14 protein-coding genes are annotated in these 17,503 nt (G+C 66.0%); 11 read left to right on the top strand and 3 right to left on the bottom strand.

Annotation, left to right across the window (positions count from 1 at the left end; genetic code table 11):
- Nucleotide 1 precedes the first annotated feature (1 nt).
- From V6Z91_RS15060 to V6Z91_RS15025, 8 genes are all read left to right on the top strand, one after another.
- Nucleotides 2-1,195: a fumarylacetoacetate hydrolase family protein gene (locus V6Z91_RS15060; protein ID WP_338771683.1), complete on the top strand. Its 1,194-nt coding sequence runs from the start codon at nucleotides 2-4 to the stop codon at nucleotides 1,193-1,195.
- Nucleotides 1,195-1,992 carry an SDR family oxidoreductase gene (locus V6Z91_RS15055; protein WP_338771871.1) on the top strand — a complete coding sequence of 266 codons (798 nt, stop codon included), beginning with the start codon at nucleotides 1,195-1,197 and terminating at the stop codon, nucleotides 1,990-1,992. Before V6Z91_RS15060 ends, V6Z91_RS15055 begins: the two co-directional genes overlap by 1 nt.
- Nucleotides 1,989-2,870: an SMP-30/gluconolactonase/LRE family protein gene (locus V6Z91_RS15050; protein WP_338771682.1), complete on the top strand. Its 882-nt coding sequence runs from the start codon at nucleotides 1,989-1,991 to the stop codon at nucleotides 2,868-2,870. The genes V6Z91_RS15055 and V6Z91_RS15050 overlap by 4 nt, the downstream gene beginning before the upstream one ends.
- The gene (locus V6Z91_RS15045) at nucleotides 2,867-4,633 is read left to right on the top strand and encodes an IlvD/Edd family dehydratase (protein WP_338771680.1); all 1,767 of its coding nucleotides are present in this window, start codon (nucleotides 2,867-2,869) and stop codon (nucleotides 4,631-4,633) included. The genes V6Z91_RS15050 and V6Z91_RS15045 overlap by 4 nt, the downstream gene beginning before the upstream one ends.
- A 265-nt stretch (nucleotides 4,634-4,898) precedes the next feature.
- The gene (gene xylF / locus V6Z91_RS15040; RefSeq protein WP_338771679.1) at nucleotides 4,899-5,909 is read left to right on the top strand and encodes a D-xylose ABC transporter substrate-binding protein; all 1,011 of its coding nucleotides are present in this window, start codon (nucleotides 4,899-4,901) and stop codon (nucleotides 5,907-5,909) included.
- A gap of 21 nt (nucleotides 5,910-5,930) precedes the next feature.
- Nucleotides 5,931-7,460, top strand: a complete 1,530-nt coding sequence (xylG, locus tag V6Z91_RS15035) for a D-xylose ABC transporter ATP-binding protein (RefSeq protein WP_338771677.1) — start codon at nucleotides 5,931-5,933, stop codon at nucleotides 7,458-7,460.
- Between the two features lie 10 nt (nucleotides 7,461-7,470).
- The gene (locus tag V6Z91_RS15030) at nucleotides 7,471-8,613 is read left to right on the top strand and encodes a sugar ABC transporter permease (protein WP_338771675.1); all 1,143 of its coding nucleotides are present in this window, start codon (nucleotides 7,471-7,473) and stop codon (nucleotides 8,611-8,613) included.
- 88 nt (nucleotides 8,614-8,701) lie between these two features.
- Nucleotides 8,702-11,101: a glycoside hydrolase family 3 N-terminal domain-containing protein gene (locus V6Z91_RS15025; protein WP_338771673.1), complete on the top strand. Its 2,400-nt coding sequence runs from the start codon at nucleotides 8,702-8,704 to the stop codon at nucleotides 11,099-11,101.
- Between the two features lie 88 nt (nucleotides 11,102-11,189).
- Here V6Z91_RS15025 and V6Z91_RS15020 read toward each other — a convergent pair whose 3' ends face one another.
- On the bottom strand, nucleotides 11,190-11,501 hold the full coding sequence (locus V6Z91_RS15020; protein WP_338771670.1) for a hypothetical protein: 312 nt from the start codon (nucleotides 11,499-11,501) through the stop codon (nucleotides 11,190-11,192).
- A gap of 24 nt (nucleotides 11,502-11,525) precedes the next feature.
- The gene (locus V6Z91_RS15015) at nucleotides 11,526-12,179 is read right to left on the bottom strand and encodes a thiol:disulfide interchange protein DsbA/DsbL (RefSeq protein WP_338771668.1); all 654 of its coding nucleotides are present in this window, start codon (nucleotides 12,177-12,179) and stop codon (nucleotides 11,526-11,528) included.
- Between the two features lie 195 nt (nucleotides 12,180-12,374).
- Here V6Z91_RS15015 and V6Z91_RS15010 point away from each other — a divergent pair, with 195 nt between their 5' ends.
- The 3 genes from V6Z91_RS15010 (at nucleotide 12,375) to V6Z91_RS15000 (ending at nucleotide 16,236) form a co-directional block, all read left to right on the top strand.
- Complete coding sequence (locus V6Z91_RS15010) at nucleotides 12,375-14,483, top strand: M1 family metallopeptidase (protein ID WP_338771665.1); 2,109 nt, start codon at nucleotides 12,375-12,377, stop codon at nucleotides 14,481-14,483.
- Nucleotides 14,480-15,349 (top strand): hypothetical protein, encoded by an 870-nt coding sequence (locus V6Z91_RS15005; protein WP_338771662.1) that lies wholly within the window; start codon nucleotides 14,480-14,482, stop codon nucleotides 15,347-15,349. The genes V6Z91_RS15010 and V6Z91_RS15005 overlap by 4 nt, the downstream gene beginning before the upstream one ends.
- 86 nt (nucleotides 15,350-15,435) lie before the next feature.
- Entirely contained in the window at nucleotides 15,436-16,236 is an 801-nt protein-coding gene (locus V6Z91_RS15000; RefSeq protein ID WP_338771660.1) for a class III extradiol ring-cleavage dioxygenase, read from the top strand.
- Nucleotides 16,237-16,472: 236 nt separating this feature from the next.
- On the opposite strand, the gene ylqF is transcribed toward V6Z91_RS15000, so the two are convergent.
- Nucleotides 16,473-17,420: a ribosome biogenesis GTPase YlqF gene (gene ylqF, locus V6Z91_RS14995; RefSeq protein ID WP_338771658.1), complete on the bottom strand. Its 948-nt coding sequence runs from the start codon at nucleotides 17,418-17,420 to the stop codon at nucleotides 16,473-16,475.
- Nucleotides 17,421-17,503: the final 83 nt, after the last annotated feature.

Raw genomic sequence — 17,503 nt, 5'->3', positions numbered from 1 at the left:
TATGAAGGAAGCGCCAGCTGTGTCGCTGTTGCCTGCCGATTTGCCGCAGGCACTGCTCGTGGGCCGCGTGTGGCGGACCGGTGATATCGATGGACCGGCCGTGGTGGCCGTGCGCAACGGCGAAGTGTTCGACATCACGCGCCATGCCGCGACCGTGTCCGACCTGTTCGAGCGCGACGACCTGGTCGCCATCGTGCGTTCCGCGCCGGGCGAATCGCTGGGCCGTGTCGAGACGCTGCTCGAGAATGCGCTGTCGCCGAATCCGGCGGCCGACGTGCCGCGCCTGCTGGCACCGAACGACCTGCAGGCCATCAAGGCTTGCGGCGTCACGTTCGCCGTCAGCCTGCTGGAGCGCGTGATCGAAGAACAGGCCGGCGGCGATCCCGCGCGCGCCGAGCAATTGCGCGGCGAACTGCTGGCATCGATCGGTGCCGACCTCTCCAGCATCAAGCCCGGCTCGGCGCAGGCCGAACAGCTCAAGAAGGAGTTCATCAGCCGCGGCGCCTGGTCGCAGTACATGGAAGTGGGCATCGGTCCCTATGCCGAGGTGTTCTCGAAGTCGCAGCCGATGTCGGCGGTGGGCTTCGGCGCCGACGTGGGCCTGCACCCGGAATCGAAGTGGAACAACCCGGAACCGGAAATCGTGCTGGCGGTGACGAGCCAGGGCAAGCCGGTCGGCGCCACGCTGGGCAACGACGTGAACCTGCGCGACATCGAAGGCCGCAGTGCCCTGCTGCTCGGTAAAGCCAAGGACAACAACGGTTCCACGGCGATCGGCCCGTTCATCCGCCTGTTCGACGACAAGTTCTCGCTCGACACCGTGCGCAACGCGGAGGTACGCCTGACGATCGAAGGCGTGGACGACGACTTCGTGCTGGACGGCGTAAGCCTGATGAAGCAGATCAGCCGCGATCCGCTGGACCTGATTGGCCAGACCTGCGGCGCCCACCACCAGTACCCGGACGGCTTCATGCTGTTCCTCGGTACCATGTTCTCCCCAATCAAGGACCGCGACGCCAAGGGCGGCGGGTTCACGCACCACAAGGGCGACCGCGTCACCATCGCGAGCCCGGCACTGGGGGCCCTGATCAACCACGTCCACCGCAGCGACGAGATCGCGCCGTGGACTTTCGGCGTTCGCGCCCTGTACGGCAATCTCGCGCGCCGCGGCTTGCTGGGTAATGGAGGTAAATGATGGCTGGCGAAGTGGAAATTGCGTTTGAATACGCCACCTATCCGGATTTGAAGAACAAGCGTGTCGTCGTCACGGGCGGCGGCACGGGCATCGGCGCCGGCATCGTCGATGCCTACGTCAGGCAAGGCTCGCAGGTGGTGTTCCTGGACATCGCCGACGAACCGTCGCAGCAGCTGGCAGCCAGCTACCCGGACGCGGCGCACCAGCCGCGCTTCGTGCACTGCGACATGACGAATGTCGAAGAACTCAAGAAAACGTTTGCAGACATCGAGCGCGATATCGGCGGTGTCGACATCCTGATCAACAATGCGGCCAACGACCACCGCCACGCGGTGGCCGACGTGACGCCCCAGTACTGGGACGACAGCCTGGCCGTGAACCTGCGCCACCAGTTCTTCTGCGCCCAGGCCGTGGCCCCCGGCATGAAGAAGAATGGTGGCGGCGTGATCCTGAACTTCGGTTCGATCTCCTGGTACCTGGCGCTGCCGAACCTCACGCTGTACATGACCGCCAAGGCGGCCATCGAAGGCTTGACGCGCGGCCTGGCCCGCGACCTGGGCAACGACGGTATCCGCGTCAACACGGTGATCCCCGGCTCGGTGAAGACGCCGAAGCAGATGGCCCTGTGGTACACGCCGGAAGGCGAGGCGCAGATCATGGCTTCGCAGCTGCTCAAGGAACGCATCGAGCCGCACGACGTGGCGGCGCTGACGCTGTTCCTGTCGTCGAATCAGGCTTCGCGCTGCACGGGCCGCGACTACTTCGTTGACGCCGGCTGGTACGGAGACGGTAAATGACTTCCGCGGCCAATGCAGCGCCAGCGTGCATCTGGCCGCTGGAGGCCACGCTGGGCGAAGGCCCGGTGTGGCATCCGGCCGAGCAGATGCTGTACTTCGTGGACATCAAGCAGCACAAGCTGCACCGCTGCGATGCGCAAGGCGAAAACCGCCGTACGTGGGACATGCCTGGTGAAACGGGCTTCGCGCTGCCGGCCGCGTCCGGCGGCTTCGTTTGCGGCCTGGCCGGCAGGCTGGTGCACTTCGACCCCGCCAGCGGCGCGTTCACGCCGGTGACGGCGTTCGAGCAGGACCGCCCCGGCAACCGCCTGAACGACGGCCACGTGGCGCACGACGGCGCCCTGTGGTTCGGTTCCATGGACAATGCCGAAGAGTCGGCCAGCGGCGCCCTCTATCGCTACGACGGCACATTGTCGAAACATGACGACGGCATCATCATCACCAACGGCCCGGCGTTCAGCCCGGACCGCAAGACCTTCTACCATACCGACACGTTCGGCAAGACCGTCTACGCATTCGACGTTCAGGACGACGGCACGCTCGCCAACAAGCGCGTGTTCGTCACGATCGGCGAACCGGGCTGGCCCGACGGCACGGCCGTCGATTCGGCCGGCCATGTCTGGGTAGCCGTGTTCCGCGGCGCCCGCGTCCTGCGTTATTCTCCGGCAGGCGACCTGGTCGACACCATCGCCTTCCCGGTCCCGAACGTGACCAAGATCGCCTTCGGCGGCCCGGACCTGAAGACCGCCTTTGCCACGACCGCCACGAAAGGCCTCACGCCCGAGGAACGCGCCGCTGCCCCGCTCGCGGGCGGCGTGTTCGCCTTCCCCGTCGACGTGCCGGGCCTGCCGCAGCATATGATTGGATTTATCAAATGACCCGCCGTTACCGTTCCCAGGACTGGTTCGACAATCCGGACCACATCGACATGACCGCGCTGTACCTGGAGCGCTTCATGAATTACGGGATCACTCCCGACGAGCTGCGCAGTGGCAAGCCGATCATCGGCATCGCCCAGTCGGGCAGCGACATCAGCCCCTGCAACCGCATCCACCTGGAGCTGGCCAAGCGCGTGCGCGACGGCATCCGCGATGCGGGCGGCATTCCGATGGAATTCCCGCTGCACCCGATCTTCGAGAACTGCCGCCGCCCCACCGCCGCGATCGACCGCAACCTGGCCTATATGGGCCTCATCGAGATCCTGCACGGCTATCCGATCGACGCCGTGGTGCTGACCACCGGCTGCGACAAGACCACGCCGTCGCAGCTGATGGCCGCCGCCCAGATGGACCTGCCGGCCATCGTGCTGTCCGGCGGCCCGATGCTGGATGGCTGGCTCGATGGTGAGCTGGTCGGCTCCGGCGCGGCGATCTGGAAGGGCCGCCGCCGCCTGGCCGCCGGCGAGATCGACAACGAGAAATTCCTCGAGATCGCCGCCGCGTCGGCGCCATCGGCCGGCCACTGCAACACGATGGGCACCGCCTCGACGATGAACGCCATCGCCGAAGCGCTCGGCATGTCGCTCACCGGTTGCTCGGCCATTCCCGCGCCGTACCGCGAGCGCGGCCAGATGGCCTACGACACGGGCCGCCGCATCGTCGAGCTGGCGAAGCAGGACATCCGCCCGTCTTCCATCCTCACGCGCGGCGCGTTCCTCGATGCGATCGTCACGAACGCGGCGATCGGCGGCTCCACCAACGCCCAGCAGCACATCATGGCGATGGCGCGCCACGCCGGCGTCGAGATCAGGACCGAGGACTGGATGAAGTACGGCCACGACGTGCCGCTGCTTCTGAACATGCAGCCTTCCGGCAAATACCTGGGCGAGCGTTTCCACCGCGCCGGCGGCGTGCCGGCCGTGATGTGGGAACTGGAACAGAACGGCCTGCTGCGCTCCGATCGCCCGACCGTCACGGGCAAGACGATGAAGGAAAACCTGGTCGGCAAGGAAACCAACGACCGCGAGATGATCTGGCCGTTCGCGGCGCCGCTGAAGGAAAAGGCGGGCTTCTTCGTCCTGTCGGGCAACCTGTTCGACTTCGCGATCATGAAGACGTCGGTGATCTCGGAAGAATTCCGCGCCCGCTACCTGAGCCAGCCGGGCAACGAAGGCGTGTTCGAATGCCGCGCCATCGTGTTCGACGGATCGGACGATTACCACAAGCGCATCAACGATCCGTCGCTCGATATCGACGAGGACTGCATCCTCGTGATCCGCGGCGCCGGCCCGATCGGCTGGCCCGGCTCGGCCGAAGTCGTGAACATGCAACCGCCCGATGCGCTGATCAAGCGCGGCGTGAAGAACCTGCCGACCTTGGGCGACGGCCGCCAGTCCGGCACGTCGGACAGCCCGTCGATCCTGAACGCCTCGCCGGAATCGGCTGTTGGTGGCGGGCTGGCATGGATCCGCACCGGCGACATCGTGCGCATCGACCTGAACAACGGCAGCGCCAACATGCTGGTCGACGATGCCGAGATCGAGCGGCGCAAGGCCGATGGCATTCCCGCCTTCCCGGCGAGCCAGACGCCGTGGCAGCAGATCTACCGTTCGACCGTGGGGCAGATGCAGAGCGGCGCCTGCATGGAGCTGGCGCTGGAGTACCGCAATTTGCGGGATGTGGTGCCGAGGCATAACCACTGATGTTCGGTGTCAGACACCTTTTTCCCTGCGGGGAAAAAGGTGTCTGACCGCTGCGGCGGACCGACCGGTTTTCTTGTGCAGCACCGACTCCGGTCGGGAAAACCGGTGTCGCACACATTTTCCGCAGGCGAAAAATGTGTGCGACACCATTGAGGCGGCGCGCAAGTGGCCGTGCCAATTGCAAGCGACACTATGAATTAACCAGATTCCCAACGTTCCAAGATAACTACAACAGGCCACAGGCCACCCATCTTAGGAGACAACCATGCAATTCAAAGCAGCACTGAAGCTCACCGCGGCAGCGGCCCTGCTCGCCCTCACTTCCACCGCCGCCCTGGCCGATGCCAAGAACCCCAAGATCGGTTTCTGCATCGACGACCTGCGCCTGGAGCGCTGGACGCGCGACCGCGATTACTTCGTCAAGGAAGCCGAGAAACTCGGCGCCAAGGTCTACGTGCAATCGGCCGACGCCAGCGAACAGCGCCAGATCTCGCAGATCGAGAACCTGATCTCGCGCGGCGTCGACGTGCTGGTGATCGTGCCCTACAACGCCACGGTGCTGAACAACGCGATCCGGGAGGCGAAGAAGGCCAAGATCAAGGTCGTGTCGTACGACCGCCTGATCCTGAACTCCGACGTGGATGCCTACATCTCGTTCGACAACCAGAAGGTGGGCGAACTGCAGGCCGAGGCGATCAAGGCCATCAAGCCGAAGGGCAATTACTACCTGCTGGGCGGCGCGCCCACCGACAACAACGCCAAGATGCTGCGCGAAGGCCAGCTGAAGGTGCTGCAGCCGCTGATCGACAAGGGCGACATCAAGGTCGTCGGCAAGCAGTGGGTGAAGGACTGGAGCGCTTCGGAAGCGATGGCCATCGTCGAGAACGCGCTGACCGCCAACAACAACAAGATCGACGCCATCGTGGCGTCGAACGATGCCACGGCCGGCGGCGCGATCCAGGCGCTGACGTCGCAGAAGCTGCAGGGCAAGGTACCGGTGTCCGGCCAGGATGCCGATCTCGCCGCCGTGAAGCGGGTGATCGCCGGCACCCAGGCGATGACCGTGTACAAGCCGCTGAAGCTGATCGCCACCGAGGCGGCGAAACTGTCCGTGCAGCTGGTGCGCAACGAGAAGCCCGCCTTCAACTCCCAGTACAACAACGGCGCCAAGCAGGTACCCACGCTGCTGCTCAAACCCATCCCGCTCACGAAGGCCAATGTGCAGGTGCTGGCGGAGGACGGTTTTTACTCGAAGGCCCAGCTGAGCGCCAACTGATGATTGCACGCAATTAAGCGCATGAGCGATTATCTTCTCGAGATGCGCGGCATCGTCAAGCAGTTCGACGGTGTGCGCGCACTGAACGGCATCGACATCAAGGTGAAGGCCGGCGAATGCGTCGGCCTGTGCGGCGAGAACGGCGCGGGAAAATCGACGTTGATGAAGGTACTGTCCGGGGTCTACCCGCACGGCACCTACGACGGCGAGATCTACTGGGACGGCGCGCCGCTGAAAGCCACCTCGATCCGTGAAACGGAAGCCGCCGGCATCGTCATCATCCACCAGGAACTGATGCTCGTGCCGGAACTGTCGGTGACGGAAAACATATTCCTTGGCAACGAGATCACCCTGCCCGGCGGGCGCCTCGACTACGACACGATGAATCGGCGCGCCAGCGAACTGCTGGCCGGCCTGAACATCCGCGACGTGAACGTGGTGCTGCCGGTGAAGCAGTACGGCGGCGGGCACCAGCAGCTGATCGAAATCGCCAAGGCCCTGAACAAGAATGCCCGGCTCCTGATCCTGGACGAGCCCTCGTCGTCGCTCACCACGTCCGAGATCCGCATCCTGCTGGACATCATCCACCAGCTGAAGGCGAAGGGCGTCACGTGCATCTACATCTCGCACAAGCTCGACGAGATCGAGGCGATCTGCGACACGATCGTGACGATCCGCGACGGCCAGCACATCGCCACCACCCCGATGCGCGACATGAGCGTCGACAAGATCATCGCGCAGATGGTGGGGCGCGAGATGAACCAGCTGTATCCGCAAAAGCGGCACACGCCGGGTGAAGTCATCTTCGAGGCCAGGCATGTGACGTGCTGGGACCCGGACAGCCCGCAAAGAAAGCGCGTGGACGACGTGTCGTTCAGTTTGCGCCGCGGCGAGATACTCGGCATCGCCGGCCTGGTGGGCGCGGGGCGCACGGAGCTGGTGTCGGCCATCTTCGGCTCGTACGAGGGACAGTACGAGGCCGAGGTGTGGTACCACGGGCAGCGCTGGGATACCGGCAACCCGTTGAAATCGATCCGCGCCGGGCTGGCGATGGTGCCGGAAGACCGCAAGCACCATGGCATCGTGCCGGACCTGTCGGTGGGCCAGAACATGACGATGGCCATCCTCCAGCAGTTTTCGCACGGCAGCCGCATCGACCAGGACGAGGAGCTGAAGGTGATCCGCGGCGAGATCGGGCGCCTGAAACTGAAGACGGCCAGCCCCTTCCTGCCGATCACCGGCCTCTCCGGCGGCAACCAGCAGAAGGCCGTGCTGTCGAAGATGCTGCTGACGAAACCGAAGATCCTGATCCTGGACGAACCCACGCGCGGCGTGGACGTGGGCGCCAAGTTCGAGATCTACCAGCTGATGCTGAACCTGGCTGCCGAGGGGATCTCGATCGTCATGGTGTCGTCCGAATTGCAGGAAGTGCTGGGCGTGTCCGACCGCGTGCTCGTGATCGGCGAAGGCCAGCTGCGCGGCGACTTCGTCAACGACAACCTCACGCAGGAAACCCTGCTGGCCGCCGCCCTGGCGCAACCGCTTCACTAGACCGAGACTCATGAAAAGCAATCAATTCAAGAAGCTGTTCACGCAGTACAAGATGCTCGCCCTGCTCGTCGCGATCGTGCTGATCTGGGGCTTCTTCACATGGATGACGGAAGGCGGCTTCCTCACGCCGCGCAATATGTCGAACCTGATGCGGCAGATGGCGGTGACGGGCATTCTCGCCTGCGGTATGTCGCTGGTGATCATCGCCGGCGAGATCGACCTGTCCGTCGGCTCGCTGCTGGGCCTGTTGGGCGGCATCGCGGCCGTGCTGGACGTCACGCACGGCATGAGCCTGCCCGTCAACATGGTCGCCGTGCTGGCCGTGGGCCTGTTCATCGGCCTGTTCAACGGTTACCTGACGGCTTACCTGCACATTCCCTCGTTCATCGTGGGCCTGGGTGGCATGCTGGCCTACCGCGGCATCCTGCTCGGCGTGACCGATGGCGTGACGATCGCCCCGGTGTCGGACAATTTCGTCTACATCGGCCAGGGCTACCTGCCGCCGCAATGGGGGATCGTGCTGGGCATCACGCTGTTCGTGATCGCCATCTCGCTCACCTGGCGCCAGCGCAAGAGCCGTGCGCACCACGGCCTGGAACAGGCACCGGTGTGGCGCGACGGGCTGCGCCTGGCCATCATCGGCGCCGTGCTGGCCGGCTTCGTCACCACGCTGAACAGCTACGAAGGCATTCCGCTGCCCGTGCTGCTGCTGCTCGCCCTGCTGGGCATCTTCACCTACATGACGACGCAGACCGTGTTCGGCCGCCGCATCTACGCGGTGGGCTCGAACATGGAAGCGACGCGCCTTTCCGGCATCAACGTCAAGGCCGTGAAGCTGTGGATCTTCGGCATCATGGGCCTGATGTGCGCGCTGGCCGGCCTGATCAACACTGCCCGCCTGGCCGCCGGCGCCCCGTCGGCCGGCACTTCCGGCGAACTCGATGCGATCGCCGCCTGCTTCATCGGCGGCACCTCGATGCGCGGCGGTTCCGGTACCGTGTACGGCGCCCTGATCGGCGCCCTGGTCATGGCGAGCCTGGATAACGGCATGTCGATGCTGGACGTGGATACGTACTGGCAGATGATCGTCAAGGGCGCGATCCTGACGCTGGCCGTGTGGGTGGACGTGGCGACGCGGACCGGCAAGCGCTGACCGCGGCACGGCTGGGTTCGTGTCATGGGGTCAGGCACCATGACACGGGCTCGGCAGCAAGTGAAGCTAAAGAAAATCAAGGAGACCCATGCAACACGATTCGAACAACGGCCGCCGGCGCTTCCTGGCCACGATGGCCGCGGCAGGCGCCGCCCCTTCCCTGTCCATGGCCGCGACGGCCGCCCGCCCGGTCTACAAGGACCCGGCGGCACCGGTACCGAAGCGCGTCGAGGACCTGATCAAGCGCATGACGCTCGAGGAAAAGATCGCGCAGATGGATTGCGTGTGGAACGAAAAGGGCAAGATCGAGGACAACGGCGCCTTCTCGGCCGCCAAGGCCTCGAAGGCATACCCGCACGGCATCGGCATGCTGGCGCGCCCGTCGGACCGTCAGGGCAAGTCCGAGGCGGGCAGCGCGGCGGCGGCCGGCGACGATGGCGCGCGCCCGAACCGCGGCGCGCTGGAGACGGCGAACTACGTGAACGCGGCGCAGAAATGGGCGCTGGAGCAGACGCGCCTGGGCATTCCGCTGTTCATGCACGAGGAAGCCCTGCACGGCTATGCGGCGCTCGACGCCACGTCCTTCCCGCAGGCGATCGGGCTGGCTTCTTCGTTCGATCCGGACCTCGTGACGCGCGTGTTCTCGGTCGCGGCGCGCGAGATGCGCGCGCGCGGCGCGAACTTCGCGCTGGCGCCCGTCATCGACGTGGCGCGCGAGCCGCGCTGGGGCCGGATCGAGGAAACCTATGGCGAGGACCCGCACCTGACCGCGGAAATCGGCAAGGCGGCCGTGATCGGCTTTTCCGGCACCACGCGCCAGCTCGCCAAGGACAAGGTCCTCGCGACGCTGAAACACATGACGGGTCATGGCCAGCCGGAATCGGGCACGAACATCGGCCCGGCGGAAGTATCCGAGCGGACCTTGCGCGAGGAATTCTTCCCGCCGTTCGAGCGCATCGTGAAGGAGACGACGGTAGCCGCCATCATGCCCTCGTATAACGAGATCGGCGGCGTTCCATCGCACGCGAACCGGTGGATGCTCAACGACGTGGCCCGCAAGGAATGGGGCTTCAAGGGCGTGATGGTGTCCGACTACATGGGCATCCGCGAGCTGGTCACGCGCCACAAGCTGGCCGCCACGCCGAAGGAAGCGGGCTACTACGCGGTAAAGGCGGGCGTGGACATCGAAACGCCCGATGGCCACGGTTACCGCCACCTGGCCGAGCTGGTCAAGGAGGGCAAGGTCGCGGTCAGCGAGATCGACGCGATGGTGCGCCGCATCCTGGAGCTGAAATTCCTGGCCGGCCTGTTCGAGAACCCGTATGCCGACGCGGCGCGGGCCGACGCGCAAACCGCCACGGCAAGCGACGTGGCGCTCGCGCGCGAAGCGGCCGGCCGCTCCGTGGTGCTGCTGAAGAACGACAAGGGCGTGCTGCCGCTGCGCCCCGCGAAGACGGGCAAGCTGCTGCTGCTCGGCACCCACGCGAAGGACACGCCGATCGGCGGCTATTCGGACATTCCCCGCAAGGTCGTCTCGATCCACGACGCGCTGCAGGCCGAGGCGAAGGCGCAGGGCTTCGGCTTCGACTACCGCGAGGGCGTGCGCATCACCGAGGAGCGCATCTGGGGCAAGGACGAGATTCGCTGGACCGCGCCGGACGTGAACGCGCGGCTGATCGCCGAGGCGGTGGCCGCGGCGAAATCGGCCGACACCATCGTGATGGTCCTGGGCGACAACGAACAGACCAGCCGCGAGGCCTGGGCCGACCAGCACCTGGGCGACCGCGCCACGCTGGACCTGCTGGGCCAGCAGAACGACCTGGCGAAAGCCATCTTCGACCTGGGCAAGCCCACCGTCGTGTTCCTGCTGAACGGCCGGCCGATGGCGATCAACTTCATCGCCGAGCGGGCCGACGCCATCATCGAGGGCTGGTACCTGGGCCAGGAAACGGGCAACGCGGCTGCCGACGTGCTGTTCGGCCGCGTCAACCCGGGCGGCAAGCTGCCCGTGTCGTTCGCGCGCAGCGTGGGCCAGCTGCCCATCTTCTACAACCACAAGCCTTCGGCGCGGCGCGGCTACATCGACGGCAGTACCAAGCCGCTGTTCCCGTTCGGCTTCGGGCTGTCGTACACCACGTTCGACATCTCGGCGCCGCGCCTGGCGAAGGCCACGATCCGGCCAAGCGAATCGACGCGGGTCGAGGTGGACGTGACCAACACGGGTTCCGTGCCTGGCGACGAGGTCGTGCAGATCTATATCCGCGACGACATCTCGTCCGTCACGCGGCCCGTGCTGGAACTGAAGGCGTTCCGGCGCGTGACCCTGCAGCCGGGCGAGAAGAAGACGCTGGTGTTCGACATCAAGCCTTCGGACCTGTGGTTCTACAACGTGGACATGAAGCGCGTGGTGGAGCCGGGCAGCTTCACGATCCACGCGGGACCGGACAGCGTGCGGCTGAAGTCGGCGAAATTGACGGTAACTTCTTGAAATATTGCTCTGAAAATGGGGTACGTCCCTATTTTCAAGGCAACAAAAAAGCCCGCATCCGCGGGCTTTTTCTACTCAAGCAACGCCATCACTTCTCCGGCGACAGGTGCCCCATGCCGTAGGTGAGGTGCTGCCACCAGTGCTCGCGGGAACGCACGGTCAGCAGGCACATCTTGTCGACCTCTTCCTTGAACACGCGGTCCTGGCACTGCTTCGTCATCAGCGCATGGCGCTGGTTCTCGGCATTGACGAGCGCCGCGGCCAGCCAGCCGGCCAGGACCAGCAGCACGACCACGAGGCTCCATGCCAGATGGTTGACGTTGCTGACGGAAAAGAGCCGCTTTTCATCCGGCTCCAGCGCGTTGAACGCTTCCATGATGCCTTTTTCGCGATCGCTCATGACAACCTCTCTACAGCTCGATGATTATTTCTTTTCCGCCGCGGCCTTGGCCACCAGCTGGTCCAGCACGGCGATCGTCTGGCGGCCGGCCTGCACTTCCGAGGCCCCCGGCCCGCCGGCAATCGTCGGCGACGTCATGTAGCGGCCGTCCACGACCAGCGTGGGTGCCGACGTGACCTGGTACTTGCCGATGGTGTTGGCCAGTGACTTCATCTTAGTCTGTACGCTGAACGAATTAAAGAGCTGTTCGTAGCGGGCCTTGTCGACGCCGTTCTTGACCAGGAATTCCTTCATCTGCTCGTCGCTGCGATAGATGCGCTGGCGCTCGCCATGGATGGCGCGCAGGATCTTGCTGTGCACGAGCTCGGTCTGGCCCATCGCCTCCAGCGTCACATACGCATGCGCCAGCGGGTCGGTCGGGCCCTGGGCGAAGTGCAGGCGCTTGAACACGATGCGGTCGCCCTGCTTCTTGACCCACTCTTCCAGCAGCGGATCGAGCGCGTAGCAGTGCGGGCACGTGTACATGAAGAATTCGATGACCTCGACCTTCTTGCCAGGCGCGGTCGCGGGTACCGGCGTGGAGAGGGTCGTGTAGCCCGGCCCGGCCGCCTGGGACGCGGTGGCGGTCAAGGCCAGCATGGCGGTGGCGGCAAGCATGAGGCGGCGCAGTGGACGCATGATCTTCCTTCTCGTTGGGTCGGTGGTAAATGCAAACGCCGGGAGATTACCATTTTTTGCGTCAGCGTAAGTAACGGTGTGTAAGCCCAAGTCCTCCTTATGTCCTTGTTAAGCCGGATTTAAGATGCCGCGGGCATTGCCATCCATGCATGAGCCTCGCTATAGTGGCCCCATCGTCCCTGCACAAGGAGCAGCATGCACGTCCTGCAATCGATCGTGGTGGTGGCCGCGGCGGCGGCCGCGCTGCTGGTTCAGCCGGCGCCGCTGGCGCAGGTCGCCCGTTCCGGCCCGGCACAGGAAATCCCGTTCGCATCGGCGCACGCAGCGGCCGTGCAAACGCCCAGCAGCCCCGGTGCCTGGGGCGGTATCCGTACCGGCGCGGAAGCCACGCTGTCCGAACGGGTGGCCGACTACCGCATCGAAGCCGCGCTCGACCCGGTGCGGCACACGGTCGAGGGCCGGCAGCAGCTCATCTGGCGCAATCGCAGCGACCGCACGGTGAACAGTGTCTACCTGCACCTGTACCTGAACGCCTTTCGCAATGGCGACAGTACCTTCATGACGGAGCTGCGCGCGCAAGGCCTGGCCGACGGCACGGGCGAAGGCGAATGGGGCTACACCGACCTGCGCCACGTGCGCCAGGGCGGGACCGATGTGCCGTGGACGTTCGTGCAACCGGATGGCGGCCCGAAGACCGACCGCACCGTGGTGCGCCTGGACTTGCCGCGCGGTGTGCCGCCGGGTGCCAGCACCACGCTCGACATCGCCTTCTTTGACCAGTTGCCGCGCGTGACGGCACGCACCGGCCACTACGGCACCTTCCACCTGGTGGCGCAGTGGTTCCCGAAGATCGGCGTGCTGGAACTGCCGGGCGAACGCGGCGCCACCGAAGTGCGCTGGAACGTCCACGAGTACCATACCGATTCCGAGTACTACGCCGACTTCGGCCACTACGACGTGAAGCTGACGGTGCCGAAGGGCTATACCGTGGGCGCCACGGGCGCCCTGCAAGGCAAGCCGGTGGAGCGCGACGGCCTCGTCACCCATCATTACGCGCAGGGCGACGTGCACGATTTCGCGTGGACGGCGGACAATCGCACGGCGCCGCCGCTGCGGAGCACCTGGTCGTCACCCGGCGGCAGGCCGGTGGCGATCACGGTGCTGTACCCGCCGGACTATGCGTCGAACGCCGCCCCCGTGCTGGACATGACGAAACGCTCGCTGGCCTATTTCGCCGACAAGTTCGCCCCCTATCCCTACGATACCCTGACGGTGGTGATCGCGCCGTACAATGCCGCCCACGCGGGCAGCATGGAATACCCGACCTTCTTCACCACCGACAGCGTGCTCGATCCCGCGCCCGGCACGCGCGACCGCTACGACCTCGATTTCGTCACCGTGCACGAATTCGCGCACATGTACCTGCACGGCATCGTGGCCAGCAACGAGTTCGAGGAACCGATGCTGGACGAAGGCTTGAACGAATACTGGAATGTGCGCATGCTGGGCCAGCGGCCCGCTTCGCTGCCCGTGCTGGCAACCCTGCTCGAGGGTGCGGGAGCCTTCGCGTTCGGCGGCTTCCCGGGCGAGCGGCTCGACGCGCCGCGCGAGGAACCGGCCGACCCGATCGGCGCGAACACCTGGGAACGGCTCGACGGCGTCGGCCCCGCCTATTCGCGCACGGCCGTGATGCTGCACGACCTGCAGGCGCAACTGGGGACCGAGGTCATGGACCGGGCCTTTCGCGAGTACTACCGGCGCTGGCGCTTCCGGCACCCCAGCGTGGCCGACCTGCGGGAGACGCTTGCCGAGGTCAGCGGCAAGCGGGCGCTGGTGGAAACCGTCTTCGCCCAGCAGGTGTACGCGGTGCAAAAAGTGGACGACCGCATCGCCTCGCTCACCAGCGAAGCCTTGTCACCACAGCCGGGTTACGCGACGCGGCAGGGCAAGCTGGTGGAACTGACGCCGGCCATGCTGGAGCCGGGTGGAGCTCGGCCGTTCAAGACCAAGGTCGTGGTGCGCCGCCGCGGCGCGGCCGTTCCCCAGACCCTCGTGGTGACATTCGCGGACGGCAGCCGCGAGACCGTGCAATGGAACGGCGACGAACCATGGAAGCGCTTCGAATGGGTCAAGCGCGCCAAAGCCGTGTCGGCGGAGCTGGACCCGCAACGCCGCCACCTGCTCGACACGAACAAGCTCGACGACACGCGCACGGTCGAAGCCGACGATGCGGCCACGCGCCGCTGGACGTTCGACTTCGCCGCCGTGACCCAGGCTTTGCTCGCGCTGGTGGCGGCGCTATGAAGCGCCTGTTGAACGCGGCCGGCGTGGCGCTGCAATGGCGCCTGCTGCTTCTGTGGCTGGTCTGCCTGTTGCTGCCGGCCGTGCTGGCATCGCTGCCTGTGTGGTTCCTGCTGGCGCGGGAACTCGACCACTCCGTGCATGTGCCGGCGCTGGCGCGTGCGCTCGACATGATCGCCCTCACCGACCTGGGCACGGCCGTACTGCGCGAGCGCGATGCGCTGACGGCTGCGGGGGTCGGGGCGCTCATCCTCACGCTGCTACTGTCGCCGCTGCTGACCGGGGCGGCGGTGACGGCCGTGCGCGCGGCGCAACCGCCGCGGCTGCGCGAGCTGCTGTCGGGCGCCGGCGAACAATACCCGCGCATGTTCCGCATGCTGGCGTGGGCCGTGGTGCCGCTGGGCGCCGCCGCCCTGCTCGGCGGCGAGTTGGCCGACATGGCGCGGCAGCATGCGGCCCGGGCCATCACCTATGCCGACACGCAGCCCTGGCAAATTGCCGCCGCCACGGCCGCCGTGCTCCTGGTGCTGCTGGCGAACCTCACCGTCGATGCCGGCCGCGCCATGCTGGCCATCGACCGGCGCCGAACCGGCGCAGTGCGCGCCTGGGCTTCCGGCCTGGCCCTGCTGTGGCGCCGGCCCGGCGGTGCACTGCTGGCATGGACCGTGCCGTCCGTTGCGGGCCTGGCGCTGGCCGCCCTGCTGGGATGGGCCAGGATGCATGTGCCGGCCATCGGCCTGCCCGGCACGCTGGGTGCGCTGCTGCTGGCGCAGGCGATCGTGCTGGCCGTGGCCTGGATGCGCATGGCGCGGCTGTTCGCGCTGGCGGCGCTGGCGCGGGACGACGCCGGGCCGCATCACTTGCACTGATTCGAACATCAGTATCGAGATTTTGCTGGTTGTGGCGGCGCGGCGCGGGCCGTATATTCTTCATACCTGAAACGATGGAGTCCGGTATGCCCACTCGCTTGCCCACCTATTTCCTGTCGCACGGCGGCGGCCCCTGGCCATGGATGAAAGCCGAGTTCGGCGGCGCCTACGATGTGCTGGACGCCGCGCTGCGCGACATTCCGCGGCAGGTCAACGGCAAGCCCAGGGCCGTGCTGGCCGTGACGGCGCACTGGGAAGGCGGGGAATTCGCCCTGTCGTCCGGCGCGCAGCCCGGCATGATCTACGACTACGGCGGCTTCCCGCCGCACACTTACCAGATCCGCTATCCGGCGCCCGGCTCGCCGGAACTGGCGGCCCGCGCCCAGGCGCTGCTGCACGATGCCGGCATCCGTGCCGGACTGGATGCCGGGCGGGGCTTCGACCATGGCACGTTCTCGGCGCTGTACCCGGTGTTCCCGGAAGCGGACGTGCCGATCGTGCAACTATCGCTGAAGCGCGGGCTCGATCCGCTCGAGCACCTGGAGGCGGGCCGCGCGCTGCGGCCCCTGCGCGACGAGGGCGTGCTGATCGTGGGCAGCGGGCTCAGTTACCACAACCTGCGCGCTTTCAACGGCGCCGGCGCGGCCGCCTCGCACCAGTTCGACGGCTGGCTGCGGCAGGCCATGGCGCTGCCGCCGGCCGAGCGCAGCATCGCGCTGATGAACTGGGAACGCGCCCCGGCCGCCCGCGCCGCGCATCCGCGCGAGGAGCACCTGCTGCCGCTGATGGTGGCGCTCGGCGCGGCCGAGGAGGAGGATGCCGCTGTCGTATATCACGAGGAGGCGTTCATGGGGGCGCTGGCGGTGAGCAGTTTCAGGTTCGGGTAAGCGACGGAAAACCGGTGGCTTCTTGAGAAAACCGGTGTCGTACACCATTTCGGATGAGACACCCGAAATGGTGTACGACACCAGCGGATCCGCCCAGTGCCAGACACCTTTATTTACACCAGCGGATCCGCCCAGTGCCGGGCACCTTTATTTACACCAGCGGATCCGCCTGGTGTCAGACACCGTTATTTCCAGTCTTTTCGGAAATAAAGGTGTCTGACACCGGTTTTCTCCTGCTACGTCCCCCGCTTGCCCCGCATCCGCTCCGCTTCCTTCTCGGCCGCCTTCGCCGCGGCCGCCTCGGCCTTCACCCGCTCCTCCTCGGCAAACACGGCCAGCGCGGCGGCGCGCGTTTCGGGGGTTTCCAGCGAAATGCGCCCCAGCGCGCCGCTGCGGTAATCCTGCAACAGCATGTGCGACGCCTTTTCGAAATCCAGGTCGCCGCCGCGGACGCGGAAGCCCCGCTTTTGCGCCACGCCTTCGATCACGGCGATGCCATCCATGCCCTCCGTCTTGAAACCGTAGCGGGCCGTCAGCAGCTGGGGATAGCGCTTCAGCAGCTCGGTGGCCAGCCATTCGGCCACTTCTTCCTCGATCAGCGCATTGGCGCCGATCGCGTGGCTGGCGGCCAGCGCCAGGCCGTCGCTGGGCATCTCGATCTTCGGCCACAACAGCCCCGGCGTGTCGATGATGGCCGTGTTCATGTCGAGGTAGATCTTTTGCTGCGTCTTCGTCACGGCCGGCTCGTCGCCCACCTTGGCCACACGGCGCTTGAGCAGCGCGTTCATCAGGGTCGACTTGCCGACGTTCGGGATCCCCATGATCATCATGCGCAGCGGTTTGGTCGGCACGCCGCGGTGCGGCGCCAGCGCGCGCGCCTTGTCGATCACCTTCGCCACGTCGGAAGGCTTCTTGGTCGTCATCGCATACGCGGTCACCGTCTTGTCCTGCTCGAAGTGGCGGATCCAGGCGTTGGTGGCCTCCGGGTCGGCCAGGTCGATCTTGTTCAGCACCTTCAGGCAAGGCTTCGAACGGAACTTGCGCAGCTCGCCGACGAGCGGATTGGTACTGGCCGCCGGCAGGCGGGCGTCGACGACCTCGATGACGACGTCGACATCCGCCATCTGTTCGGCCGCCTTCTTCTTGGCGGCGTTCATGTGCCCGGGGAACCATTGAATGGACATGCTGTTGCCTTGTAAATGTCTGGAACAATCCGCTATTTTACCGGCACCGGCCGCGCTGTTACCATCTCCGTTTTGCCCGACCG

It is taken from the genome of Massilia sp. METH4 (assembly GCF_037094685.1).
Lineage (GTDB): Bacteria > Pseudomonadota > Gammaproteobacteria > Burkholderiales > Burkholderiaceae_D > Rugamonas.
This window is presented reverse-complemented; position numbering and strand designations above follow the sequence as displayed.